Below are 24,466 nucleotides of genomic sequence, written 5' to 3'. Positions count from 1 at the left end.
TTAAAGGTATTTAATTATGACTATTAAAGTAGGTATTAACGGTTTTGGCCGTATGGGACGTTTAACACTGCGTGCAGCAGTTGATTGGCCAGAAATAGAGTTTATTAAAGTAAATGATGTAGCGGGTGATGCTAAAACCCACGCACATTTAATTGAGTTTGACTCAGTACACGGGCGCTTAGCACAACAGGTTTCTAGTGATGATAATAGCTTTAGTGTGGGTAAACACACTATTGCAGTTACCAACAACAAAACCATAAACGAAACTGATTGGTCAGATTGCGATGTAGTAATAGAAGCCAGCGGTAAAATGAAAACCACAGAGCTGTTAAATCAATATTTAGCACAAGGCGTTAAGCGTGTTGTGGTAACCGCACCTGTAAAAGAAGACGGTATTTTAAATGTAGTAATGGGTGTAAACGATGATCTTTATAACCCAAGTGAGCATAAAATTGTTACAGCGGCCTCTTGTACTACTAACTGTTTAGCGCCAATAGTAAAAGTACTGCAAGAAAAAGTGGGCATTAAACACGGCTCAATGACCACTATTCACGACATTACTAATACTCAAACAATTATTGATGCCCCTCATAAAGATTTACGCCGTGCGCGTTCGTGCGGTACAAGTTTAATACCTACTACAACCGGTAGTGCAACTGCTATTACGCATATTTTTCCTGAGCTTAAAGGTAAATTAAACGGCCATGCCGTGCGTGTACCTCTTACTAACGCATCAATTACCGATTGTGTTTTTGAGCTCGAGCGAGGTGTTACACAAGACGAAGTAAACACGTGGTTTAAAGACGCTGCAAATAACGAGCTACAAGGTATTTTAGGCTACGAAGAAAAGCCGCTTGTATCTATAGATTACAAAACAGATCCGCGCAGCTGCACCATAGATGCGCTTTCAACCATGGTAATTAACAACACTCAACTTAAACTATACGCTTGGTACGATAACGAGTGGGGTTATGCAAACCGTACTGCTGAGCTAATGCTTAAAGTTGCACAAAGTGATTTGGTTTAATCTCGTTTAAAAAGGTTTAACGCTATGTTTGCGCAGTTGGCTAACTTACCGAGCTCTATAAAACAATATTTAATAATTACTAGTAACTATTGGGCATTTACTTTAACTGATGGTGCGCTACGCATGTTGGTGGTGCTGTATTTTCATCAGTTAGGTTATGGCGCATTTGCGATAGCCATGTTGTTTTTGTTTTATGAAATATTTGGGGTGATCACCAATTTAGTAGGTGGTTGGCTTGGTGCGCATTTAGGGTTGAACAAAACCATGAATGTAGGGCTTGGGCTACAACTAGTCGCTTTAGCCATGCTTTGCGTGCCAGGGGATTGGCTAACCGTTGCCTATGTTATGGCAGCGCAAGCACTGAGTGGCATAGCAAAAGACTTAAATAAAATGAGTGCAAAGAGCGCCATTAAGTATTTAGTACCACAAGACGCTGCAGGGCAAAGCCAATTATATAAATGGATTGCCATACTTACGGGCTCTAAAAATGCTTTAAAAGGGGTGGGCTTTTTTTTAGGCGGCTTATTACTAACTGTATTTGGTTTTGTGGGGGCATTAATAAGTCTAATTATTTTACTTAGTGTTGCGTGGGTTATTAGTTTAATTTTTTTAAAAGGCGATATTGGTAAAGCTAAAAACAAACCTAAGTTTAAAGAATTATTTTCTAAATCGCGGGCAATTAACTTACTTAGCGCAGCGCGTTTATGCTTGTTTGCAGCGCGCGATGTATGGTTTGTAGTTGCACTACCTGTTTACTTAGCCGCTCAGTTTAACTGGGATCATTGGTGGGTCAGCGGTTTTATGGCTTCGTGGGTAATTGCTTATGGATTGGTGCAATCGCAAGCACCGCGAATAACTGGGCAAGGTGATTCAACTTCACATTCGGTCAAAAAAGCATACTGGTGGGTTGCTTTATTAAGTGGTGTAACTGGCATTTTGGCGTTGTTGATGCAATTGGATATAGCGGTACATTTTACGCTTGTAATAGGCTTACTTATTTTTGGTGGAGTATTTGCTGTAAATTCATCGCTGCATAGTTACTTAATAGTAAGTTTTGCTAAAAATGATGGGGTGTCGCTAGACGTTGGCTTTTATTATATGGCCAATGCGATAGGGCGTTTGCTTGGTACGATGCTTTCTGGTTGGGTTTTTCAAGTATATGGGCTTAGTGCGTGTTTATGGGTAAGTGTGTGTTTATTAGTTTTAGCCGCAATTACAACAGCACGGTTAGCTAAACTTTAAAAAACCCAACGTATTGTATTAAATTCAATTTGTTTAACGATATTCATAGCTTCGTTGGTTAGATCTACTAAACTGTATCAGTAGTTTTAATTTAAAGGGTGTAATGAATGCGAGAAATATCGTTAGCAAAAAAGTTACTCTGGCTTAGTGTCGGTAGTATATTTATAACTGTACTAGTGTTATCAGGCATTTTGTGGTGGCAGTTATCATCAAGTAATAAGCAGTTAGCGACTAAATCTGAAGAGTACATTACTGTAGAAGTAGAAGAAAAGCTTAATGCTCATGCAGCTGGATACGGAGAAAAAATTGCCGGCTTTATTAATGAAGCTTACCGCATTCCTTATTCATTGGCTGCTTTATTAGGTGACGCAGCAAAAAGCGAAACCCTGAGCCGCGATACGGTAGTAAGTATAAACCGCTCGATGCTAGAGCAAAATACTCTGCTTTCTTCTATATATTCGCAATTTGAGCCTAATGCTTTTGATGGGCAAGATTCGAGCTTTAAACAAGGTTACAAACATTCGGTTAATGGTAATGGCACCTTAGAGGTGTATATAACTCGCGACCAAAACGGCGTAATTGAACAGCAAAAAGTAGCTAATGCTGCCGATAAATATATTACCTCTTTAAATGAATTTGGTATTCGTGAAGCGCATTGGTATTTGTGTGCAAAAGACACGCTTAAGCCTTGTATTATGGAACCGTATTTATACGAAATCCCATCGGGCGACTCGGTAATGCTAACTTCGTTAACTGTGCCTATTTTAAAGTCAGGTCAGTTTATTGGTTTAGCTGGCGTTGATTTAACGCTCCCAACTTTTCAGGGCTTAACCGAAAAGCTGTCGAGCGAGCTTTACAACGGCCAAGCAAAAGTAACACTTTTAAGTGATATAGGTTTAATTGTAGGCAGCAGTCACTATAAATCTAAATTAGGCCGCCCATTTAAAGAAGCGGTTAGTAGCAACACTTACAGTGAGCTGGTTAAATTTAAAGGCCAACATGGTCTCTTTAAAACGCCTAGCGAGTATTTAGTTAACTACCCAATTAATATAAAACTAGCTAACACTCAGTGGTCATTAATCATAGAAGTACCTACAGATCTAGCACTTGCAGGGCCTGAAGCGCTAGAAAAAAACATGCAAGAGACAGCAACATCACTCAGATTTATTATTTTAATAACAGGCTTAGTAATTGCTGTGGTTGCTTTTGTTATTATGAAATTAGTAATAGCAGGTGTAATAGCGCCGCTACAGCAAATTCAACAGCGGGTTGATAACCTCGCAAGTTCTGAAGGTGATTTAACACATACATTGCATGTTGATAGTCACGCTGAGCTTATTGCATTAGCTGGTGGATTTAACCGATTTTTAGCAAAGCTACGTGATTTAATTTCTGAGCTTAAAACGGTGTCTGATCAAACCAAGCAGCAAGGCGAAATAGCACAACACATAGCTATTGATACAAAGCATAATGTGCAATCTCAATTTCAAGAAATTGAAAGTGTGGTAACGGCTATGAACGAAATGAGCGCAACAGCACTCGAAGTAGCCAGAGCATCAGAGCAATCAGCCCAACAAGCCGATGAAATAAATAGCTTGGTAGTGAGCAGTGAGTCGAGCTTATCATCTGCGATGACGCAAGTTAAAACGATGTCTGAAGAAATTAAAGAAGCTAACCAAGCCGTTGAAAAAGTTGCTTCGCGTAGTAAAGACATTACGCAAATATTAGATGTAATTCGTACTATTTCAGAACAAACAAATTTACTTGCACTTAACGCTGCTATTGAAGCTGCGCGCGCTGGTGAACATGGGCGCGGCTTTGCCGTTGTTGCCGATGAAGTACGTGCACTTGCTTCTAAAACGCGTTCATCAACAGATGACATAAGCCAGTTAATTGATAGTTTATTATCTGAAGTAGGTAACGCGTCGACCGTTATTGAAAAAGGCGTTGTACGTGCACAAAATGCCGTTGATGAAACATCAGTAGCTTTTGATGCTCTGCACAGTGTTGTTGTTAAAGTTGATGAAATAACCAACCAAATTACACATATTGCCACCGCTGCTGAAGAGCAAAGTTTAGTGACTGAAGAAATAAACCGTAATTTAACGCTTATCTCTGATGCCGCATCGCAACTTGCTGACTTATCTACACAAGCAGGGGATAGCAGCGAAGCGCTTAATGCACTTGTTGCCCAGCAAGATAATGAACTTAACAAGCTTAAAACGTAACTTACAAATTAAGCTTTAAGCACAAAAAAATGGCCAGTTAATACTGGCCATTTTTATTTAGTAGAATAAATGTAACTTGTTGAGAATGCTCGATAACTGCTATTTATAACTTTTTAATCAACATAAACATTTGGTTGATCATTGGCTCAGCAAATTGCTCTACATTAGGACGATTAAAATAACCGCGTAAACCTGTAAATTGCACTTGAAAAAAGCGCGCATATTCAACAGCGGTCAACGTGTTACGTAACTCACCTTTGTTTATTGCTTGGGTAAATAATTGCGTTAAATAGGCTTCAAATTGAGCCGTTAAATCTAAGCTTAGCTCATACAGGTTTGAGTCTTTTTCTGCAAACTCGCTGTTTGCTTTAACTAGCATACAAATAGCGCTTGGACTGCAATCTTTTGTTTTAATTACCACGTTTTCAACAAACGCACGTAATCCACCAAGTACTGTATCGGCACTTGATAAAAACCCTTCTATTTGGGTTTTCATTTGTACGGTGTAATCTTTCAGCGATTCGCAATATAGACCTTCTTTAGAGCCAAACGCAGAGTAAATACTACCTGGGCGCATATTAACGGCTTCTTGTAAGTCACGCGTTGAGGTTGCATGAAAACCTTTTTGCCAAAATAGCTGACTAGCAACGCGAACTACATTCTCGCGTTCAAATTTAACCTTATTAGCCATATCATTCTCAATCAATTTGAACATTTGCTCAATTTTAACTTGAACAGTCGCTCAAAATCAAATACTATGTGTCTCGAAGTTACTTAAAACTATTAATTATTAGGAGCTAACCATGGCCGAATTTACTTTATACACTCAAGAAAACGCACCAGAAGAAGCAAAACCGTTACTAGCTGATTCAGTAGCAGCATTTGGTATGCTTCCTAACTTACATGCAGTAATGGCTGAAGCACCAACATTACTTAAAGGTTACCAAGTACTGCATGAGTTGTTTCAAAAAACATCATTCAACGCAGAAGAGCTAACAGTAGTATGGCAATCAATTAACGTAGAGCACGACTGTCATTACTGTGTTCCTGCTCACAGTGGCATTGCAGCGGCAATGAAGGTTGATCAAGGTATTGTTGACGCACTTGTTAACAAAACACCACTTGAAAACCCTAAGCTAGAAACTCTTCGTGAAACTACACTCGCAATGACACGTGAACGTGGCGTGATCAGCGATGAGCAAATCGAAAAATTCTTTGCCGCAGGTTACGCTAAGCAACAGCTACTTGAAATTATTGTAGGCTTGTCTCAAAAAGTAATGAGCAACTACACTAATCACCTTGCTGATACACCAGTAGACGCGCCATTTAAAAAATACGTAAAATAAATACGGTTTTATAAATGACAAAAGGCAGCCTAGGCTGCCTTTTGTGCTTTTAAATCACAGCTATTTAAATTGAACCGTTTTTGTACTGCGTGTATAAATACGTTGTTCGGGCTTTGTCCACTCACCTTTTTTTAAATAAGAGGTCGATACAATAAATTTATCGTCTTTTAGTTCACTCATCGATTTAACCTTTGTAATACCATCTTGGCTACCAGTTACATCTTCATAAGCTACAAATTGAGTGGGGCTGAGGACTTTCATAGTCCCTTTTGTATAAAATCCTGCGGTTGTGAAATAGTAAAATACCAAAGACTCTTTTTTACTGTCGTAAAAAATCATCGACTCGCCGCCATACTCACCTTCATTAATAGAGTGCTTGGTATGTATCGCTTTACCGTTTAAAGCACGCTCCCAACGGCCAACATCTTGTATTTTTTTAGCACCTTCAGGTACTTTAAAGTCAGCCTGCCAAGTTCCTAAATAGGGCTTAAATACGGCAAGTTCTTTATCAAGGTTGGTGAATGTATCGGATGCATAGCTGTTAAATGTTAATAAGCATAAGACTAAGAATATCGCTTTAAAATATGTCATAATTTGGCTCTTGTTTTTGTAATACCAATGCCAAGTATAGGCGATAATTAATTGATAAAGAAAATATTAATCACATTCTCATTACTTTATTTAGCCGCCATTTGGCTGGCTTACCTACTGCAATACTTACCTGTTTATATACCAATATATGTACCTGGTTATATAAGTGTATTAAGTGCTACCACTTTTTTAATGTACGCGTGGGATAAGCGACAAGCTAAGCGCTCTTCACATAAAAAAGTAAACCGCACGCCAGAGCGCACACTGCAACTACTTGCATTATTTGGAGGATGGGCGGGGGCATTACTTGCTCAACAATTACTTCGTCATAAATCACAAAAGCGACGTTTTATAGTGGTGTTGTGGTTATGTATTTTAATAAATGCGGGATGCAGTATTATCGCTATTTATTTTCCAGATTTATTGTTAGGTTAAAGTATAAATAGGAAAAGGACTTTTTATGACTAATACAAGAACGGCTGGCGTGACCTTAACGCTTATTTTATTTTTATTAATACCATTGCAAGGATGTGCAGACATGTTTGGGTTTTTTAATAAACAAAACGTTACGTTGTCGTTGCCTGTAAAAGGCAGACTATTAAATAATGGTGAGCCCCAACAGGGCGTTAAAGTAACAAGAGAGCTGATTTACGGTGATACTTATATTGATGAAGCCATAAGTGATAACAATGGTTACTTTTATTTCGATAATAAAACAATACGTAGTTCAAAGCCTTCAAACATGTTTTTTAATAGCTCTTTGCTACAGAGTATTTATATTGGAAACAAAAAAGATGAAGACTCAATCTTGTGGTATACCACAATACAGTTCACCGAAGAGCAAGCACTGCTGTCTGATATATTAAATAACTTTGAATGCGAACTTAGTGAAGAGGCTACAACGTACGATATACCGATAAAAAACACCGGTCAATTTTATACAGTTTATACGCGTTGTAATATCAATTCGCTTAATTAAGTGGTCTATTTTGAGGGCGGAAAAACGTGTTGATAGCTAGGCAAAAAGTTCGCTATTTAGTTGTTCTAAATGAGAATTTTTTAACGCAGGTAGCGACACGTTTAGCCCCGCAAAATGATTAAGTATTATTGCGGATTGGTATAAGTTATAGAAATTAGTGAGAAGTTTGATAAAGCCACCAATGTTCATCTATTAGTGGCTTTAATATGATGATTAACGTTTTAACTGTGCTTCTTTTTGGTTTAGTAAACGAATTATAGGGTTTTGCTCTAATATTTTACTTTTCAAAATATAACCAATAATTAGTCCAGCTATAAAGCCACCAATATGTGCACCATAATCAATGCCATCAGGGCCTGTTACTGCACCAAAAATGTTAAATCCTAACCAAATAGCAAAAAACCATACCGCAGAAAGTTTCTTCTGATAAATTACAAACATAAAAGTGAGGCTTGCGTGCCTAAACCACATCAGATACATGCCAAATAAACCGGCTATCGCACCACTGGCACCCACGCCTGGAATATTCGACATAGGGTTTACAATGTAGCTAGCAAATGATGCGAGTAGACCACAGGCCAAGTACCACAACAAAAAGCGCTTGTGTCCTAAAACATCTTCTAAGTTATCGCCAACGATATATAAAAAGTACATATTGCCAACTAGATGCATTATGGAACCATGTAAAAATACGCAAGTTAATACAGTCCATAGCTCATTACCTTTACTTAAATCTGCAGGTGTCATGGCAAAGTTATCAATGACGTAGCTAAATGAGCTCGGGTTTAAAAAGTAAAGTGCAAAAATCAGTGTGTTTAAGACAATAAGACCGCGAGTTACCCAGGGGGTCTTTTGTGGCTTAATATTATATTCAACAGGCATTTGCGTTAAAAATTGGAACAAGTAAGTTTTCCAACTTACTTTTTGATTTAGCTCGCCTAAACTCGCTTTTATTTCAGGGCTATTTTCAACACTTTCAAGCTCATCTTTATCAATCCATGTGCCATCGCAGTGTCTACAAACATCTATTTCGGTATGAAAAGCTTCAAGTAAGTGAAAACGTTCCAAGCTTTTTTTACAATCAGGGCAGTCAAGCTCAGAAATTCCTAATGCTTCACCAAAGTGAGTTTCAAATTTATCACCTTCAGGGCCTTCATTTATTTCGGAAATCATCCGATTTACTTCATTTTTTTCGAACCATAAGCCACCACATTCACGGCAAATATCTATTTCTTCGCCTTGATAATTGGTTACTTCTAATGGATGGTCTTTACAATGTGGGCAGCTCTTAGTTGGCATTTTCTAGCTCCTTTAACGAACCAACAGAAATGTCATTCTGCTGTAATTCCATTTTTAATTGTTTAGCGCTATTTTTTAGTGCGGGTAGCGTTTGAGTTTTAATTGAGTCTGTTATTTTTGCTAATTCGATAGAAGCCTGCTTAGCAGACATTTTTCTTTCTATTGCGGCATTAATGATAAAATCAGCTCGAGAATAAAACCGACGTATTTTAGTCAAAAATTCACTTGGTGTTTCAAGCGTAGTAGGCGAAAACTGCATGGTTTTCCATATGTACTGCTCAAGTGTGGGTTTAAAAAATTCCATTTCTGATTTTGGCGGGCTCTTCGCTAAGCGTTCTGCATACTTAGCTACCGTATTTGCGTTATCATTAACTTCGTCATAGAGCGATGTACGCAAATAGTAGTTATCTTCCATTTTGCTAAATGAATCGAACTTAAGCGCTTGTTCTAAACCGCTTTGAGCAGCCAAATAAACACCAAATACGGTAGAAATAACCATAAAAAATTGATTTAACCAAAAACCAGTACTTTTGAGCTCTTTATGATCGACCGTTTTAAGGGCTTGAGTGAGTTTCTGAGTAACTACAGGTGGTTTTGTATTGTTGTCAGGGGTGGGATTAGTTGGTTCCAACAGTTTGTTCCTTGAATATTGCTTCCTTTTTAAGCGCACAAGAATACTTAAAAATTAACCAGTTAGCAATGCTACTATCCGTATTGAATATACTTTTTTACGTTTCGACCTGCATGTACATGCAGACGTAAACTTTACTCATTTCCTAAGGAGAGTGGGTAATGAATCTTTAGTAATTATACTTTAAGTGCACAACTACTAAAATCCCCATATCAAAACCGTTAAAGGTTTCAATTGATTACTTTGTGATTAAAAATAAAACAAGCAGCCATGGCTCTTCCTCATTTAACAGTTAAAGCAAATAAGAATTCTGTGCTAGAAAAGCTATGTTTTGCTCATGAGGTAAGTATATTGGTATATATAAAATTGATAATACTAAGTTATGGCTAATTAGTTTTTATTTTAAATATATAACAAAGGTCATTCTTGAAAAATACTTTCAACCTTTGAATTTAAAAATACTGCACCGTTTTGTGTTTTGCCTAAATGGTCGTCTTTATTATAAATAGGGCAGCTTTTCAGTGATAAACAGCCACATCCTATGCAGCTGTCTACCTTGTCTCGCAAACGCTGCATATACGCTATTCGCTCGTCCAGCTGTGCTTGCCATTGCTTTGAAAGGGCTGCCCAGTCTTTTTGCGTGGGTGTGCGCTGATCAGGTAATGTGGCCAGTGTTTGTTTAATTTCATCAAGGGTTATTCCCATTGCTTGTGCGGCTTTTACTACCGCTATGCGGCGCAGTACATCTTTTTTATAGCGGCGTTGATTGCCGCCATTGCGCCAGCTACGTATTAGTCCTTTTGTTTCGTAAAAATGTAGGGTTGATACTTTTACGCCGCTACGCTTTGCTACATAACCCACGGTTAGGTTGGCCTCAGTTAGTTTTTTTTGATCTATTGGCATTATTTTTAATTTCCCTTTGACCTCAATATAACTTGAGGTTTTAAGCTTCTTCCAACATTAAAAAAGGAGCTAACTAAATGCAACAAAAACTTGAGCGTAGCACTGTTATTATTTATTCAAGTGCACGCAAAAATGGTAATACACAGGCGCACGTTAATGGATTTGCAGAGCAAAATACTGTGCGTGTAATATGCTTAGATGATTATAAAATTGCGCCGTACTGCTATAACAAAAACTATAAAAATGATGATTTTTACGCTGTGTTTGAAGCACTTTTAAAATATGAACATTGGGTGTTCGCGTCGCCTGTTTATTGGTACAGCACCACGGTACAAATGAAATTATTTATCGATAGAATAACCGATTATATGGACGATGAAGCATTAAAACCTAAGCTTAGTAGTTTACGCAGTAAGCATTTTTCAGTGCTTTCTAATGCGTCATCAAGTGAAGCCCCCGCCTGTTTTGTAGAGCAGTTTAAAAATACGTTTAGTTATTTAGGTATGCAGTTTATTAACCACAGCCATAAAAGTACCCAAAAGGTTGCTTAAATTGCAGCCTTTTTTGGTTGTCTCTGGTAGTTTAGTAATAATCTTAAAAAACACAGGACTGTTTTATGAAATATTTACTATTGTTAGTGCTGCTTTTTAGCCCTTTAATATATGCAACAGAGCAACCAATTAAGGGGTATGGTAATTATTACAATGTACCCGAGCATGATGAAATTAATGACGCTACGGTATTTAAAATAGCATTTGATGTTGCTGATGGCGCTAAAGAAGGCGCGCAAAATAATTCAATAAATTCGCTAGCGCGTTTTATTAACATGCATGTGGCGCATGGCGTAAAGCCTGAAAACATACAACTTGCATTAGTTGTGCACGGCAGCGCAAGTGTGGATGTGTTAGCTAATAGCGAATATAAAAAACGCTTTAACGCTGACAATAAAAACCAAGCGTTAATTGAGCAGCTACTAGCAAATAACACTAAAGTGTATGTTTGCGGGCAATCTGCTACTCACTTTAAAGTAACGCCAGCGCTTTTAATTGAGGGTGTAAAGATGTCGCTTTCAGCTATGACCGCTCACGCACAACTTCAACAACAAGGCTATACGCTCAATCCATTTTAATGACTCAAATAATAAAAAATATTCTCTGCTTTGGGGATTCAAATACATGGGGCTTAAACCCTGAAACGGGTAAACGTTTGGATGAAAATACCCGTTGGACATCACTTTTAAATAAAAACTTAGGGTGTGGTTTTAACGTAATAGAGGCTGGGCAACCTAACCGCACGTTAGTGCATAATCCCCCGTTTGACGGTGTGCTCAATGGTGTTAGCTATTTAAAGCCTTATTTGGATAAGCATGATCTCGACTTTATTATTATAGCTCTTGGTACAAACGATCTTAAAAAACGTTTTAATTTAACACCTACTTTAATAGCAGATGGCTTGAATGATTTAATTAACTCAATACACATTTATTATCAGCAAGGTAGTACTTTAAAATCCCCTAAGATTATTATTGCTAGCCCACCTAGAATAAGAATTACCGAGCAGTATTCACGTATTTATGAAGAGGCTGATACAAAAGCAACAGAGCTCTCTAGTGCATTTAAAAGCGTTGCAGCTAATAATAAGTGTGCTTTTATTGATTTTAATTCGTTTATTAACATAACAGATGGTGATGGGATTCATTTTGATGATATCCAACATTTGGCAATAGGCTTTAAAATAGCGCAATTGGTTCAAAACTCACTCAATAATTGTTAAATCTATCTGTGTGAATTTAATGCGACTTATGCAATCATCTAATAAAGTAGTGATATAAATTAACAACTTCGAGATGCTATGAAAAAGTACCAACAAAAATCTATTATAGCCGTTCTAACAGGGGTGTTAGTTTTTATAACTGGCTGTCTCATTTTGCTCTATTTTGCAGCGCAAGAACTCACTACTCAAATCAATGCCGATACTAAACACATTCTTAAACATGTTGACTCTGCTGTATTAGAGCGTCGCAGTGTGCTTACACCTCTTAATAAGTTTGGCTTCAAGCAGTGCGATGAAACTACATTGCTTGAAATGCGGCGTGTTTTATTTGATTCACAATATGTGATTGATATCGGTTTTTTTATTGGTAACCAGTTAATGTGTACAACTGGAGCTGGTTTGCTAAGCAGTGTTATAAACGACCTTGAGCCTGACTATATCCGTAAAGATGAGGATGTACGTGTACGTTTTGAGCCGCAGTTGTATTTATTATTATTTACCGGACGTCCTATGGAAGTGGTAATCGTTCGCCAAGGTAATTTTAACCTGATCATGGAGTCAAAGGCATTCAACTCTGCGAGTATTGGGTCCAAAAATTGGGAAGTTGTATATAGAGACTCCGAGGAACTGCATCATTTAGCAGGTACAAAAGGCACTTATAGTAAAATAAGTGGCGACAGCTATTTACCGTATGAAACGGGTGTTGCTTGTAGTACTGAAAATGAGAGCTACTGCGCAGCAGTGCATTTGCCTTGGAGTCAGTTCTTTTCTAATAACCACTTTTTATTAATCATCTCCTTAATTTTAACCTGCTTAGCTGGTGTATCGAGTGCGCTAATGGTAAATGCAAGAATTGCTGCACGTCGCTCTATTAATCAGCGTATTCGTAAAGGACTCAAAAAGGGATCATTTTATTGGACTTACCAGCCTATTATTTGTTTGCAAAGTGGCAAGCTGATTGGTTGCGAGGTACTTGTCCGTTTTGAAGATAAGTACGGTGTTTTATTTCCAGATGAGTTTATTCCGGTTATTAGAAAAAACAATTTAACCTGGACTTTTACTGAGGCCATGATTGCCACCACAATCAAAGAGTTAACTTCTATAGAGGTATTGCCTGAAGGCTTTAAAGTGTCGCTTAATATATTTCCGTGTGATGTAGAGCTGGGTAACGTGTCGTTGCTGCCACAAATTACAGAGCTTACCAATTCACGCTTTATTATTTGTTTAGAGATAACTGAAGACGAATACCTTGATACAAGCATCGCGCATGCTCATTTTAGAACCTTGGTTGAATCGGGATTTAACTTATCATTAGATGACTTTGGTACGGGGTATTCAAATTTAAGAAACTTACAAAATTTGAGTTTTCATCAACTTAAAATTGACCGTACGTTTGTTCAAGATATAGCAACTGAGGGCTTAAAAGCCTCTATGATCCCGAATATTATGGAACTTGTGCATAAGTTTAATTATACCTGTGTAGCAGAAGGAATTGAAACCACTGAGCAAGAAGCCATTTTAAAAACAGCGGGTGTGCATTACGGACAAGGCTGGAAGTACGGTAAGCCCATGACTGCGTCTAAATTTAAAAATTATATAACTAGTCAGCATTTTTAGATCTCAGCTGCCATACTAAACGTATCGGTATGAAATTTATAAATATTAGGTTTATTATGATCAAATTAACATTAAGTGCTTTTGCACTTTTACTACTTAGCGCATGTACTACACAGTACCCAAACCAGCAATTAACAGGTAAGCAGTTTCCAAGCATTAGTGGCGAAAGCTTAGAGCAAAGTATGGTGACTATACCTAGTGATTTTAAAGCAGATAAAACACTACTGCTCATTGGGTACAAGCAAGACAGCCAGTTTGATATAGACCGTTGGTTAATTGGTTTAGATATGGCGGGCGTAACGCTCCCTACATACGAACTACCAACCATTGCCGGCATGGCACCACGTATGTTTAGCACATTTATAGACAGCGGTATGCGCAAAGGCATCCCTAAAGAATTATGGGGTGGGGTAATCACTATTTATAAAGATGGCGAGACAGTTCAAAAGTTTACAGGTAATCAAAGCCCAAATAACTCTCGTGTGGTACTTATAAATAGCAGCGGCGAAATTTTATACTTTTATGATCGAGGTTTTTCGGTTGATGCGTTAAATAAATTAAAAGAGACAATAGAATAATTACCCCTAAAGCTTAGTTTACGACAATGTATATTTAAGGTTTTAAGAATTACTAAACTACTAATCCGATCTGTTATTTATCTTACAAAAACAATTGTAAAAACAAAGGCAATGTAGGTTATATATTGATTTAATAGGTTTTTATCTGTTTTAGGGTGAGAAGCGATAACTTTATTTTAATACCAAAATCTCATTGTAAGTTGTATTTGGTTTAGGTAATGTAGTGTAAATGTTTCAAGGACGAAATTTATGCCCCATAAAAACTCGGTATTCGTAAAAACAACATTTCAATCCTCTTTTCATTTACATAACTACGCCACTATTTTAAGGACACTACAAGCCCTGTTTGGTGATATTAAAATGGATGATGTTTTGCCTAAAATAGAGTTGCGTGCAAATTATGATTTATTTTTAATAGATGGTGCTAAAAGTAAATGGCAAGATCTCATTCCCGCAGACCTTATTTGTTTAGCTAAACACTATAGCGTTGTTATCTTTAATGTTGATAAAGAAGATGTGTGCGAGCAAAACTTATTGCTTAACCATTTTAATGGTGTTTTTTATAAATCAGATGCGCCAGAAGATATTTTTAAAGGGTTAATTCGTGTTGATACTGGCGAGCTTTGGTTTACGCGTAAAGTAATTTCAAAAGCTTTTAACGACATTTTAGCCGTGGCAACGTCATTTAATAACCTACACGGCGACATTGAATTAAAGCAGGACTATTACGAGCATTTAACAAAGCGGGAAAAGTCTGTTATTCATTTAATTGCACAGGGTGCGAGTAACAATACAATCGCTGATAAACTTAGCATTAGCGACCACACTGTAAAAACACATTTGTACAGTGCGTTTAAAAAAACTAACTCACGCAACAGGGTGGAGCTTGCTAATTGGGCGCAGCGCTACATATCTGTTTTGCTGCCAATGGGGAAATAGTTTTTTGAATAAATTTCACTACTCCTAAAGTGACTTTAAGCCCAGCATTGCTGGGCTTTTTTATGTTTTAAAAAATATAAACTATGCTTTTTTATATGGATGGGTTTTAAGCCAGTGCTCGGCTATTTGCTCACGTGTGGCAAACCAAACCTGATCATGCGAGCGAGCATATTCTAAAAACCGTGCTAATGCTTTTATTCTTCCTGGTCTGCCAATTAGGCGACAATGCAAACCTATCGACATCATCTTTGGGGCGTTTTCACCTTTTGGATCGCCTTCCTCGTATAGTGTATCGAATGCATCTTTTAAGTAATTATAAAACTGATCCCCGGCATTAAAACCCTGCACGGCAGCAAAGCGCATGTCGTTTACATCAAGCGTGTAGGGCACTATTAACTGTGGTTTATCTTCTTTAATACTGTAAAAAGGTAGGTCGTCGCTGTAATCGTCGGCATCATATAAAAAATTGCCATTTTCTACAACAAGGGCTGCTGTGTTAGGGCTTGTGCGCCCTGTGTACCAGCCTTTGGGCTTTTTACCTGTGAGCTTTTTAATGACATCAATGGCTTGTTGCATATGCTCGCGTTCGGTTTGCTTATCTATATTTTGATAATTAATCCAGCGCAGGCCATGGCTTGCAATCTCGTGGCCCGCTTTAACAAAGGCTTTAGCTACATCGGGGTGGCGCTCAAGGGCCATCGCCACTGCAAAAATGGTGACCGGTATATCGTATTTTTTAAATAAACGCAGTAGCCTCCACACGCCAGCGCGTGAGCCATATTCGTAAATAGACTCCATGCTTATATGGCGGTCTTCAACATGCGGGGCACTGACTATTTCAGATAAAAATGTTTCGGCTGCCGCGTCACCATGTAATACACAATTTTCGCCGCCTTCTTCGTAATTTAATACTACTTGCACGGCAATACGGGCTTTATTGGGCCAATTTGCATGGGGTACATCAGGGCCATAACCAATTAAATCGCGCGGGTAGTTTTTAAAATGCTCACTCATTTTATTGCTCCTTTTTAAGTGCTGAGAGCCAAGCGCCTAGCGTTTCGCGCTCTGTGTCTGTCATTTTTGTCATATTGGCCAGTGGCATATCTTTGGTTATAACCGCGCGGGTATGAATAAGCGTGCTGGCTTTTTTTACATCACTAATAGAGTCGAGTTTAAAGCCTAGCGGCGCTGTTTGAAAAAGCGCAGAGGTGGGTGTTTCGCTGTGACACCCAGTACAGTGTTTGCTAATTATATCCCACGCTTGTGCGTCGGTAATACTTGCTTGTAAAGGCGCGCTTTCGCCTGCATTTGTTGGTGTACTGGGCCAAGGGGCTATGGCGAGCATAAGGGCAAAAAAGGCGGCAATACCGCTTACAAGTACTGAGGGCTTATTAACGCCTTGATGCTTTAAGTTAAAGTAATGGCGTATCCACATACCAATACCAAACAGCGCAATTAAAATAAGCCAGCCAAAGTTGTGGCTATACGTGTAAGGAAAGTGATTGCTAAGCATAATAAATACCACAGGTAACGTGGCGTAGTTATTATGAATAGAACACAGCTTTGCCTTTAAACCTGGCGCTGAATCAGGGATTCTACCAGCTTCTACTTCACTCACCATGTAGCGCTGCCCTGGCATAATAATGTGATATACATTACCCACCATACACGTGCCAATAAGTGCACCTACATGAATATAAACAGCGCGGTCGCTAAATAATTGATCAACCCCAAAAGTCCACAGAGCTAATAAACCAATAACTACAGCAATAAACACTTTGCCGTTTTCAACCAGTGGGCTTTTACACAATAAACGATAAACACCATAGCCTAAGCCAATAAAACCAAGGGATGCGCCAATAGCTGCAAATTTACTTAGCTCACTTTTGCTGTTATCAATTAAATACACATCGGCGCCAACATAATAAAGTAAGCTAAATAGTAATATACCGGTGATCCACGTTGTGTAGGCTTCCCACTTAAACCAATGCAGAGTATGAGGCATTTGTTCAGGGCCATTTTGATACTTAGCCACTTCGTAAAAGCCACCACCATGCACGGCCCATAAATCGCCTTTTATGCCTTTATCTATTTTCCACTGCGGTGGTGTTTGTAGGTTGTTATCAAGCCATGCAAAATAAAATGAAGCGCCAATCCATGCTATACCAGCAATAACATGAAAATAACGCAGTACTAAATGAGCAAGCTCAAATAAATAGTTTTCCATAACGGTTAAGCCTCTTCTAATACCGGTGAGCGGGTGTCTGAAAATTGATTGTTATCATCGCGCTTATACACACTTTTACCCATGATGTAGGTTTGCTCAACGCAGCGGTCGTCGCCTAACATCATCATTGCAAATAGTTTTTCATGCAGGGTTTTGGCATGTTGTATTCTAAATTTTAAAAATGGGGTTGCTGAACAATCCATTACAATAAAATCGGCCTCACAACCGACTTCAAAATTACCAATTGTCCCTTCTAAATCAAGTGCTCTAGCACCGCCGAGAGTTGCTAAATACAGCCCTTTAAATGCTGAAAACTTTTGACCTTGTAATTGCTGAATTTTATAAGCTTCGTTACCTGTTTGTAGCATAGAAAAGCTTGTTCCTGCGCCTACATCGGTACCCATGCCTACGTTTATACCGTGCTCTTCACAGGCTTTTAAATTTAAAAGTCCTGATCCTAAAAATAGGTTTGAGGTAGGGCAGTGCGATATTGCCGCATTGTTATCTGCAAGGCAGCATAGCTCGCGCTCAGATAAATGAATACTATGGGCAAATACTGAGCGTTTACGTACCATTTTTGCTTGCTCGTACACGCCTAAGTAGTCTTTGGCTTCTGGAAATAGCCCTTTTACCCATTCGCACTCGTCTTTGTTTTCAGATAAGTGTGTATGCAGGTAGGTGTCTGGGTATTCTTCAAGTAACTGAGTGCATTTTTGAAGTTGCTCAGGGGTTGATGTGGGGGCAAAACGCGGTGTAACTGCGTAGCTTAACCTGTCAACATTGTGCCATTTTTTTATTAGGGCTTTAGATTCGTCATAACTTGTTTGCGCGCAATCAGATAAGTCGTCAGGGCAGTTACGATCCATCATTACTTTACCGGCAATCATGCGTAAATTGCGTTTTTGTGATTCTTTAAAAAACGCATCAACCGATTGCGGATGCACTGTGCCAAATACAAGGGCAGTGGTTGTGCCATTGCGCAGCAGCTCGTCTAAAAAGCGATTAGAGATCTCTTTTGAATAATGCTTACATGTAAACTTTTTTTCGGTTGGAAACGCATATTCGGTTAGCCAACTTAGCAGTTGCTCGCCGTACGCACCCACCATTTCGGTTTGTGGCAAATGTATGTGTGTGTCAATCATACCAGGCATAACGAGCTTACCATCGTGGCGGATAACACGCGCTGATTTATCAATTGTTGGTAATATGTCGTGCTCATAGCCAAGTTTAACTACTTTGCCGTGCTTGATAACTAATGCGCCTTTTTCAAAAAAACGATGGGCGTTTTCGCCAGCAATGGCAGGGTCGTCAACAAAGTCGAGTATATCGGCACAAACTACTGTTAAGTCATTATTGTTTTGTGTGCTCATAGTTAGCTACCTCTGTATGTAGAGTAGCCAAACGGGCTAAGCAACAATGGGATATGGTGATGTTTAGTATCTTGTAATCTAAACGTTATTTGCGCCTCTGGGTAAAACGCAGGGGTAGGTTGATTTTGGTAGTAGCTATCTAAATCAAATACTAGCTTATAGGTTGCAAATTCTACTTCTGTATTTAGCCAGTCGGTAATTCGCCCATCGGTATCGGTTGTGCCTTGGGTTAGTTGTATCCATTCGTTATTTGTAAGTTTAAATAGCTTAACAGCAACGTTTGCCGCAGGTTTTCCGGTGCTGGTATCAAGTATATGGGTGGTAATAGGGCTTTTGTTCATAGCAGTGACTCCAATCTTATTTTTGTTATTTTGGCTTGTTCGCCCGCGGCTATATTTAGCTCTGTACTGCGGGTGTTGTGTATGCGCTGCTCTATGAGTTCGAGCATTTGTTCGGCCGTTTTACCGGTGGCGCACACAATAAAAATAAAGCCAAACTTGTTTAGGTACTCTTTATTGAGGGCAATCATTTTGGTAAGTACGGCCTCGTTTGCTTTGCTCATACCTGATTGCTCATGCCCCGCTTTTTGTGCGGTAGCAGCGTATTTTTTGCTAAGGGTTGATAAGTCGCCTATTTGCGGGTGGCCTTCAAAGGCAGCTAAATAGTCGCTCTCGCCAAGGCTATCCCATGTGCTTTGTGCGCATTCAAACAGCTGTTGAGCACTTTTAAATGGCATTGCTTTTATCATGCCCGCTACCCAGTTAGGAGCCGCGCAGCAATGCTCAAGTGCTTGTTTTGCTTGTGCATCATTTAGCGTATTTATTTGTAAACTGCTCATGCGTCTACTTCCTCCTGCGTGGTGCTAATTAAGGCATTTTTTAGTGTGCGCCATTGCAAGCCTTGGCGTTTTGGCGCTTGGGTTTGCATAGCCTGATAAAGGGCAATTAGCTGTCCACTAATCGAAATAGCCACTTCCATTGGTAATTTGCCCGTAATATTTTTAAGCCCAACAGGGCAGGTCATTTGTTGTATTTGAGCGGCTGTAAAATCGCGATGTGCTAGGCGTTGTTTAAAACGTTTTGCTTTAGTGTCAGAGCCAATAACGCCCAGCCAATTGGCATCAGCGCGTTTAATAATGGCTTGGGTGAGTGCAAAGTCGAGCTGGTGGTTATGGGTCAATATTAAGTAGTTGTTAGACTTAGGTGCACGCTTTACTTGTTCTGTGGGCTCTTCATCAACCACTTTTACTACGTTATTTGGAATAGTCTGTGGGAATACATCTGCGCGGCTATCTATCCAACGTATGCGCATAGGCAGCTGTGCCAATATACCAATAAGCGCTTGTGCTACATGGCCTGCGCCATAAATGTCGAGGGTAAAGCGCTCGCATTGCATGCATTCAAGCATAACGGTGGCAGCTCCGCCGCAGCACTGGCCTAAATTTGCACCTAGGTTAAATTGCTCAATTACTTGGGCGGCTTCGCCTTTGGCAAGTAGTTCGCGGGCTTTTTCTATTACTACGTATTCAAGGTGGCCACCGCCAAGAGTGTCGTAAATATGCTCGCCGCTTATTACCATTTTTGAGCCTGTGCCGCGTGGGGTTGAGCCATTGGTGCCAAGTACCGTGGCAATTACATAATTAGTGCCGCTTTGTTCGTGCTCGTTTATAGCCTGCGCCCAGTTTTGAGTATGAAAACCCTGAAACGACTCATTTAAATTAGTCATGTTGATGCTCCTTAAACCAGCTCGCGGTTTGCTCAATTGCACTCAATACTCGCTCTGGGGTTGCGGGTGTATCCAGTGGGGCTGTGTATTTGTAATCAGCCACACTACTTATTGCATTACGAATAGCGCTCCATACACTAAAGGCCAGCATAAATGGCGGCTCGCCTACGGCTTTTGATCTAAACACGGTGGTTTCTGGATTTGCTGAGTTATAAAGATTGACGTTAAATTCGGCAGGTGTATCGCCAATGGCTGGTATTTTGTAGTTGGCTGGGCCAAAGCTTGCAAGCTGGCCTTTATCATTCCATTGTAAGTCTTCGGTTGTTAGCCAGCCCATACCTTGCACAAAGGCGCCTTCAATTTGGCCTATATCAAGAGCTGGATTAATTGAACTGCCTACATCGTGCAGTATATCAACGCGAGTTACCGTGTTTTCGCCAGTTAGGGTATCTACTTCTACTTCGCTGAGTGCTACGCCGTGAGCGTAGTAAAAAAATGGGCGGCCTTCACCTTTGGCTCTATCGTAATGAATTTTTGGTGTGGCGTAATAACCGGTAGATGAAAGCGATATACGATTCATGTAAGCAAGATTTGCAAGTTCGCTAAAGCTAATTTCCCCTTTACTAAAAGTAATGAGGTTATCTTTAAATGTAATACTTTGGCTGTCTACTTCAAAGTGCTCGGTAATAAAGTTTATTAAGCGCTCTTTTATTGTGTTTACTGCATTTAGCGCCGCCATACCGTTTAAGTCGGTACCGCTTGAGGCCGCTGTTGGTGAAGTGTTTGGCACTTTGTCAGTACGCGTAGCACTAATACTTACCGCGTTAAAATCGACCCCAAAGCCATGGGCCACAATTTGCGCAATTTTGGTGTTTAGCCCTTGGCCCATTTCGGTGCCGCCATGGTTTAAATGTATAGAGCCATCGCTATATACATGTACTAATGCACCAGCTTGGTTTAAATGTTGTACCGTAAACGAAATACCGTATTTAACCGGCGTCATTGCAAGGCCTTTTTTGATAATAGGTGACGATACGTTAAATGCTTTAATAGCCTTTTTACGTGCCCAGTAGTCACCCGACTCCTCAAGCTGAGCAATCATATCTATTAAAATATGTTGCTCTACGGTTTGATGATACGGCGTGGTATCGCGGCCTTTTTTGTATAAATTAAGTTTTCGGATCTCAAGCGGATCTTTACCTAATTTAGCGGCTATATCGTCCATTATCAGCTCGCCCATAATCATTCCTTGCGGGCCACCAAATCCTCTAAATGCGGTATGGCTTACGGTATTCACTTTACAGCGATTACCTTTAATTGTGGCGGCTGGGTAGTAGTAGGCGTTATCGGCATGAAACATGGCGCGATCTACAATTGCATCTGATAAATCTGGGGAGTAGCCACAAAATCCGTTTACGGTAATGTCGGCACCTTCTATTAAACCATTTTCGTCAAAACCAACATGATAGTGGTTATAAAAAGGGTGGCGCTTACCGGTTAATTTAAAATCGTCGCTACGGGCTAGGCGCATTTTTACTGCGCAGCCAAGGTGGTAAACCGCAAGGGCTGCAAGGCATGCCCATGGTGCGCCTTGGGTTTCTTTTCCGCCAAAAGCACCGCCCATACGGCGGGTTTCTACGTTTACAAAGCTAAATGGCTTTTTTAAAATTTTAGCAACTAAGTGCTGCACCTCAGTAGGGTGTTGCGTAGAACACTGAACATGTATGCCCCCGTCGTTATCAGGTTGCGCCAGCGCTATTTGGCCTTCTAAATAAAAGTGCTCTTGCCCGCCTATGCTTATTTTGCCTTTAAGCTGGTGGGCTGCGTTATTAATGGCGTTTTCGCTGTTACCACGGTTAAGTGAATGCGGCGGCCTTACCCAATGCTCTTTGCTAATGGCTTCTTTAATATCAAGTATTGGAGTAGTTTGCTCGCACTCTATAACCACCAAGCGTGCCGCGCGGCGCGCTATTTCATATGTGTCGGCAACGACAATTAATACAGGTTGCCCGTGGTATTGAATTTCATGGCTGGTCAGCAGTACATCACCAGGAAATACCGGGCCAATATCTAATTTACCCGGAACATCTTCGGCCGATAAAATACGTTTAACGCCTTCAACTGCCAGTGCGAGACTGGTATCTATTGATTTAATAAAGCCGCTTGTAACAGGGGCGAGCACTGGGTAAGCATGCAGGCAGCCGTATGGCTCAGGGTTATCGTCGGCAAAATTAGCACTGCCACAAACTTGTTTAATAGCGCTTTCGTGATATTTAGATTCTCCAACGCTACCACCTTGCGCTTTTAGTTTATCCATTTCAAAGTGACGCATGTGAGATCCTCGTAATGGCAATGTTGTTATTGTTGCGTGCTTGTGGCTCACAAAACTCAATACCAATGCGTTGTAATAAGTTTTTGCTTACCGTGGTGCGATAATGCGCACTGCTTCTTACATCGCTCATAGGCGTAAAGTCATCGTTAATAGCCGTTGCTGCGTCTATAAAACTACTTACTTGTAATGATTGAGATATCAGCTTTTGCTCAATATGCTGCGCGCGCTTAGGAATAGCTGCCATACCGCCCATAGCGCAGCGGGCTTGAGTAATCATGTTTTGTGAATGTTCTATAGCAAGCACCAAACACACGGTAGATATATCGTCTTCAAAGCGTTTTGATATTTTATGACACGCCAGTTTTAGTGACTCTGGGCGCTTTGGAATGGTGAACTTACTAATTACTTCATCGCTTTTAAGAACCGTTTTTTTGTAATCAATAAAGTAGTCGGCAACTTTAATAGTGCGCGTACCAGCGCTGCTTAATAAATCCATTGATGCATTAAGAGCGATTAAAAGGGGAGCTGGATCGCCAATAGGAGAGGCATTCCCTATGCTGCCACCAAGTGTGCCGCTGTTACGTACTTGGCTTGATCCTAAGCGTTCAAATAGCTCTTTTGACTCTGGGTAATGGTTATAAAATACCTCAACAAATTGGCTATAAGGGAGTGCTGCACCAATGTGTAACTCATCGTTATTATCTGCCAAGGTGCAAAGGTCCTTTACTTGGCTAAGGGAGATAATTACATCCGGTAAGAGCATGTTTTGGCTAAGCTCAATGGCAAAGTCGGTGCCACCAGCAACTAAATGTGCATAAGGATAAAGCGCTTTTAGCTCAACAAGTTGTTGGGCAGTTTGTGGTAAGTAAAATTTGCGAGGACCATTTTTTAAAAATGGAATATCGTCATCATATTGTGTATTAAGTGATGCTTTAAATTGAGCGGCCATTGCTGAGTAAGGTTCAGCTTTACGCTCATAGCTATAGGCTTTTTCGGCTGCAAGTAATATAGGGCTATAACCTGTACAACGGCATAAGTTACCACCAAGTGCATGAATAACCGCTTTTTTACCAGGGTACGTTGGTTCATTAATATAAAGAGCCAACAAGCTCATTATTATACCGGGCGTGCAAAAACCACACTGCGAACCATGGCACTCCACCAGTGCACGTTGTACGGGGTGTAAATCGGTTAAGTTTGGGTATAAGCCAGTAGTCACAGCCTCTACCGTTACTATATGTTTTGCATGCGCATTACCTAATAACAATAAACAGCTGTTCATTGTTTTGTATTGCCAACTAGTTTGCCCGTTTGCATTTATACGCTCTTCACCCACTAAAATTGTGCACGCGCCACAGTCGCCAGTTGCACACCCTTCTTTGGTGCCCACTTTCCCTTTTTTGGTGCGTAGCCAGTCCAAAATGGTGAGACTTGGCGAACATTCTTGTACTTCAATTGGCGTGTTATTTAATAAAAATTGAATCACACAGACCCCCTTAATTTTTATAAAGCCCTGATACATAAAGGCTTGGCGTATGTTTTTTCTTGTTGTTTGCGCACGGGTAAGAAAAATACTTTTTCATCTTGGTAAGTATATTGCAGTTACCATGCCATTGTTGACCGGTTGGTCAGTTGATGTTTTGAGTAGGTTAAATTGCT

The 24,466-nt window shown here is 39.8% G+C and carries 25 protein-coding genes; 12 read left to right on the top strand and 13 right to left on the bottom strand.

What is annotated here, in order from left to right; all coding sequences use genetic code 11:
* Nucleotides 1-16 precede the first annotated feature (16 nt).
* The 3 genes from JG479_RS19115 to JG479_RS19105 all read left to right on the top strand — a co-directional run bounded on the left by JG479_RS19115 (nucleotide 17) and on the right by JG479_RS19105 (nucleotide 4,497).
* On the top strand, nucleotides 17-1,027 hold the full coding sequence (locus JG479_RS19115; RefSeq protein ID WP_200220438.1) for an ArsJ-associated glyceraldehyde-3-phosphate dehydrogenase: 1,011 nt from the start codon (nucleotides 17-19) through the stop codon (nucleotides 1,025-1,027).
* Between the two features lie 24 nt (nucleotides 1,028-1,051).
* Nucleotides 1,052-2,269, top strand: a complete 1,218-nt coding sequence (gene arsJ / locus JG479_RS19110) for an organoarsenical effux MFS transporter ArsJ (RefSeq protein WP_200220437.1) — start codon at nucleotides 1,052-1,054, stop codon at nucleotides 2,267-2,269.
* A gap of 107 nt (nucleotides 2,270-2,376) precedes the next feature.
* On the top strand, nucleotides 2,377-4,497 hold the full coding sequence (locus JG479_RS19105) for a methyl-accepting chemotaxis protein (protein WP_033020875.1): 2,121 nt from the start codon (nucleotides 2,377-2,379) through the stop codon (nucleotides 4,495-4,497).
* Between the two features lie 103 nt (nucleotides 4,498-4,600).
* On the opposite strand, the gene JG479_RS19100 is transcribed toward JG479_RS19105, so the two are convergent.
* Nucleotides 4,601-5,188 (bottom strand): TetR/AcrR family transcriptional regulator, encoded by a 588-nt coding sequence (locus tag JG479_RS19100; RefSeq protein WP_197120524.1) that lies wholly within the window; start codon nucleotides 5,186-5,188, stop codon nucleotides 4,601-4,603.
* Between the two features lie 112 nt (nucleotides 5,189-5,300).
* Here JG479_RS19100 and JG479_RS19095 point away from each other — a divergent pair, with 112 nt between their 5' ends.
* The gene (locus JG479_RS19095; RefSeq protein WP_004334524.1) at nucleotides 5,301-5,843 is read left to right on the top strand and encodes a carboxymuconolactone decarboxylase family protein; all 543 of its coding nucleotides are present in this window, start codon (nucleotides 5,301-5,303) and stop codon (nucleotides 5,841-5,843) included.
* A gap of 60 nt (nucleotides 5,844-5,903) precedes the next feature.
* On the opposite strand, the gene JG479_RS19090 is transcribed toward JG479_RS19095, so the two are convergent.
* On the bottom strand, nucleotides 5,904-6,434 hold the full coding sequence (locus tag JG479_RS19090) for a hypothetical protein (RefSeq protein ID WP_200220436.1): 531 nt from the start codon (nucleotides 6,432-6,434) through the stop codon (nucleotides 5,904-5,906).
* Between the two features lie 51 nt (nucleotides 6,435-6,485).
* On the opposite strand from JG479_RS19090, the gene JG479_RS19085 reads away from it, so the two are divergent.
* Nucleotides 6,486-6,869 carry a DUF1294 domain-containing protein gene (locus tag JG479_RS19085; RefSeq protein ID WP_200220435.1) on the top strand — a complete coding sequence of 128 codons (384 nt, stop codon included), beginning with the start codon at nucleotides 6,486-6,488 and terminating at the stop codon, nucleotides 6,867-6,869.
* 25 nt (nucleotides 6,870-6,894) lie between these two features.
* On the top strand, nucleotides 6,895-7,413 hold the full coding sequence (locus JG479_RS19080; RefSeq protein WP_234047907.1) for a transthyretin-like family protein: 519 nt from the start codon (nucleotides 6,895-6,897) through the stop codon (nucleotides 7,411-7,413).
* Between the two features lie 213 nt (nucleotides 7,414-7,626).
* Here JG479_RS19080 and JG479_RS19075 read toward each other — a convergent pair whose 3' ends face one another.
* The 3 genes from JG479_RS19075 to soxR all read right to left on the bottom strand — a co-directional run bounded on the left by JG479_RS19075 (nucleotide 7,627) and on the right by soxR (nucleotide 10,246).
* Complete coding sequence (locus JG479_RS19075) at nucleotides 7,627-8,712, bottom strand: rhomboid family intramembrane serine protease (RefSeq protein WP_039486587.1); 1,086 nt, start codon at nucleotides 8,710-8,712, stop codon at nucleotides 7,627-7,629.
* A complete protein-coding gene (locus JG479_RS19070; protein ID WP_039486589.1) occupies nucleotides 8,702-9,343 on the bottom strand; it encodes a hypothetical protein in 642 nt (213 codons plus the stop codon). The genes JG479_RS19075 and JG479_RS19070 overlap by 11 nt, the downstream gene beginning before the upstream one ends.
* A gap of 420 nt (nucleotides 9,344-9,763) precedes the next feature.
* Nucleotides 9,764-10,246 carry a redox-sensitive transcriptional activator SoxR gene (soxR, locus tag JG479_RS19065; RefSeq protein ID WP_138490266.1) on the bottom strand — a complete coding sequence of 161 codons (483 nt, stop codon included), beginning with the start codon at nucleotides 10,244-10,246 and terminating at the stop codon, nucleotides 9,764-9,766.
* A gap of 77 nt (nucleotides 10,247-10,323) precedes the next feature.
* On the opposite strand from soxR, the gene JG479_RS19060 reads away from it, so the two are divergent.
* The 6 genes from JG479_RS19060 (at nucleotide 10,324) to JG479_RS19035 (ending at nucleotide 15,153) form a co-directional block, all read left to right on the top strand.
* Entirely contained in the window at nucleotides 10,324-10,797 is a 474-nt protein-coding gene (locus tag JG479_RS19060; RefSeq protein ID WP_200220434.1) for a flavodoxin family protein, read from the top strand.
* A gap of 65 nt (nucleotides 10,798-10,862) precedes the next feature.
* Nucleotides 10,863-11,375 (top strand): DsrE family protein, encoded by a 513-nt coding sequence (locus JG479_RS19055; protein WP_004334547.1) that lies wholly within the window; start codon nucleotides 10,863-10,865, stop codon nucleotides 11,373-11,375.
* Between the two features lie 8 nt (nucleotides 11,376-11,383).
* Nucleotides 11,384-12,019: an SGNH/GDSL hydrolase family protein gene (locus JG479_RS19050; RefSeq protein ID WP_200220773.1), complete on the top strand. Its 636-nt coding sequence runs from the start codon at nucleotides 11,384-11,386 to the stop codon at nucleotides 12,017-12,019.
* A 78-nt stretch (nucleotides 12,020-12,097) separates the two neighbouring features.
* On the top strand, nucleotides 12,098-13,636 hold the full coding sequence (locus JG479_RS19045; protein ID WP_200220433.1) for an EAL domain-containing protein: 1,539 nt from the start codon (nucleotides 12,098-12,100) through the stop codon (nucleotides 13,634-13,636).
* A gap of 56 nt (nucleotides 13,637-13,692) precedes the next feature.
* Nucleotides 13,693-14,214: a hypothetical protein gene (locus JG479_RS19040; protein WP_039486600.1), complete on the top strand. Its 522-nt coding sequence runs from the start codon at nucleotides 13,693-13,695 to the stop codon at nucleotides 14,212-14,214.
* 249 nt (nucleotides 14,215-14,463) lie between these two features.
* A complete protein-coding gene (locus JG479_RS19035; protein ID WP_039486603.1) occupies nucleotides 14,464-15,153 on the top strand; it encodes a response regulator transcription factor in 690 nt (229 codons plus the stop codon).
* An 81-nt stretch (nucleotides 15,154-15,234) separates the two neighbouring features.
* On the opposite strand, the gene puuE is transcribed toward JG479_RS19035, so the two are convergent.
* Genes puuE through xdhA form a run of 8 tightly spaced genes read right to left on the bottom strand, consistent with a single transcriptional unit; the run spans nucleotide 15,235 to nucleotide 24,293 of the window.
* On the bottom strand, nucleotides 15,235-16,167 hold the full coding sequence (gene puuE, locus JG479_RS19030; RefSeq protein WP_200220432.1) for an allantoinase PuuE: 933 nt from the start codon (nucleotides 16,165-16,167) through the stop codon (nucleotides 15,235-15,237).
* Nucleotide 16,168: 1 nt separating this feature from the next.
* On the bottom strand, nucleotides 16,169-17,380 hold the full coding sequence (locus JG479_RS19025; protein WP_200220431.1) for a urate hydroxylase PuuD: 1,212 nt from the start codon (nucleotides 17,378-17,380) through the stop codon (nucleotides 16,169-16,171).
* A gap of 5 nt (nucleotides 17,381-17,385) precedes the next feature.
* Nucleotides 17,386-18,750 (bottom strand): guanine deaminase, encoded by a 1,365-nt coding sequence (gene guaD / locus JG479_RS19020; protein ID WP_149603496.1) that lies wholly within the window; start codon nucleotides 18,748-18,750, stop codon nucleotides 17,386-17,388.
* 2 nt (nucleotides 18,751-18,752) lie between these two features.
* Nucleotides 18,753-19,091: a hydroxyisourate hydrolase gene (gene uraH / locus JG479_RS19015; protein ID WP_200220430.1), complete on the bottom strand. Its 339-nt coding sequence runs from the start codon at nucleotides 19,089-19,091 to the stop codon at nucleotides 18,753-18,755.
* Nucleotides 19,088-19,588 carry a 2-oxo-4-hydroxy-4-carboxy-5-ureidoimidazoline decarboxylase gene (uraD, locus tag JG479_RS19010; RefSeq protein ID WP_149603498.1) on the bottom strand — a complete coding sequence of 167 codons (501 nt, stop codon included), beginning with the start codon at nucleotides 19,586-19,588 and terminating at the stop codon, nucleotides 19,088-19,090. The genes uraH and uraD overlap by 4 nt, the downstream gene beginning before the upstream one ends.
* Nucleotides 19,585-20,475 carry a xanthine dehydrogenase accessory protein XdhC gene (xdhC, locus tag JG479_RS19005; protein WP_149603499.1) on the bottom strand — a complete coding sequence of 297 codons (891 nt, stop codon included), beginning with the start codon at nucleotides 20,473-20,475 and terminating at the stop codon, nucleotides 19,585-19,587. The genes uraD and xdhC overlap by 4 nt, the downstream gene beginning before the upstream one ends.
* The gene (xdhB, locus tag JG479_RS19000) at nucleotides 20,468-22,807 is read right to left on the bottom strand and encodes a xanthine dehydrogenase molybdopterin binding subunit (protein WP_200220429.1); all 2,340 of its coding nucleotides are present in this window, start codon (nucleotides 22,805-22,807) and stop codon (nucleotides 20,468-20,470) included. The genes xdhC and xdhB overlap by 8 nt, the downstream gene beginning before the upstream one ends.
* Nucleotides 22,794-24,293 carry a xanthine dehydrogenase small subunit gene (gene xdhA / locus JG479_RS18995; protein ID WP_200220428.1) on the bottom strand — a complete coding sequence of 500 codons (1,500 nt, stop codon included), beginning with the start codon at nucleotides 24,291-24,293 and terminating at the stop codon, nucleotides 22,794-22,796. The genes xdhB and xdhA overlap by 14 nt, the downstream gene beginning before the upstream one ends.
* Between the last annotated feature and the right edge of the window lie 173 nt (nucleotides 24,294-24,466).

The organism is Pseudoalteromonas sp. LC2018020214, from assembly GCF_016598755.1.
In the GTDB taxonomy this organism is placed as follows: Bacteria; Pseudomonadota; Gammaproteobacteria; order Enterobacterales; family Alteromonadaceae; genus Pseudoalteromonas; species Pseudoalteromonas distincta.
Note: the sequence above shows the minus strand (reverse complement) of the source record. Positions and strands in the feature narration are given on the sequence as shown.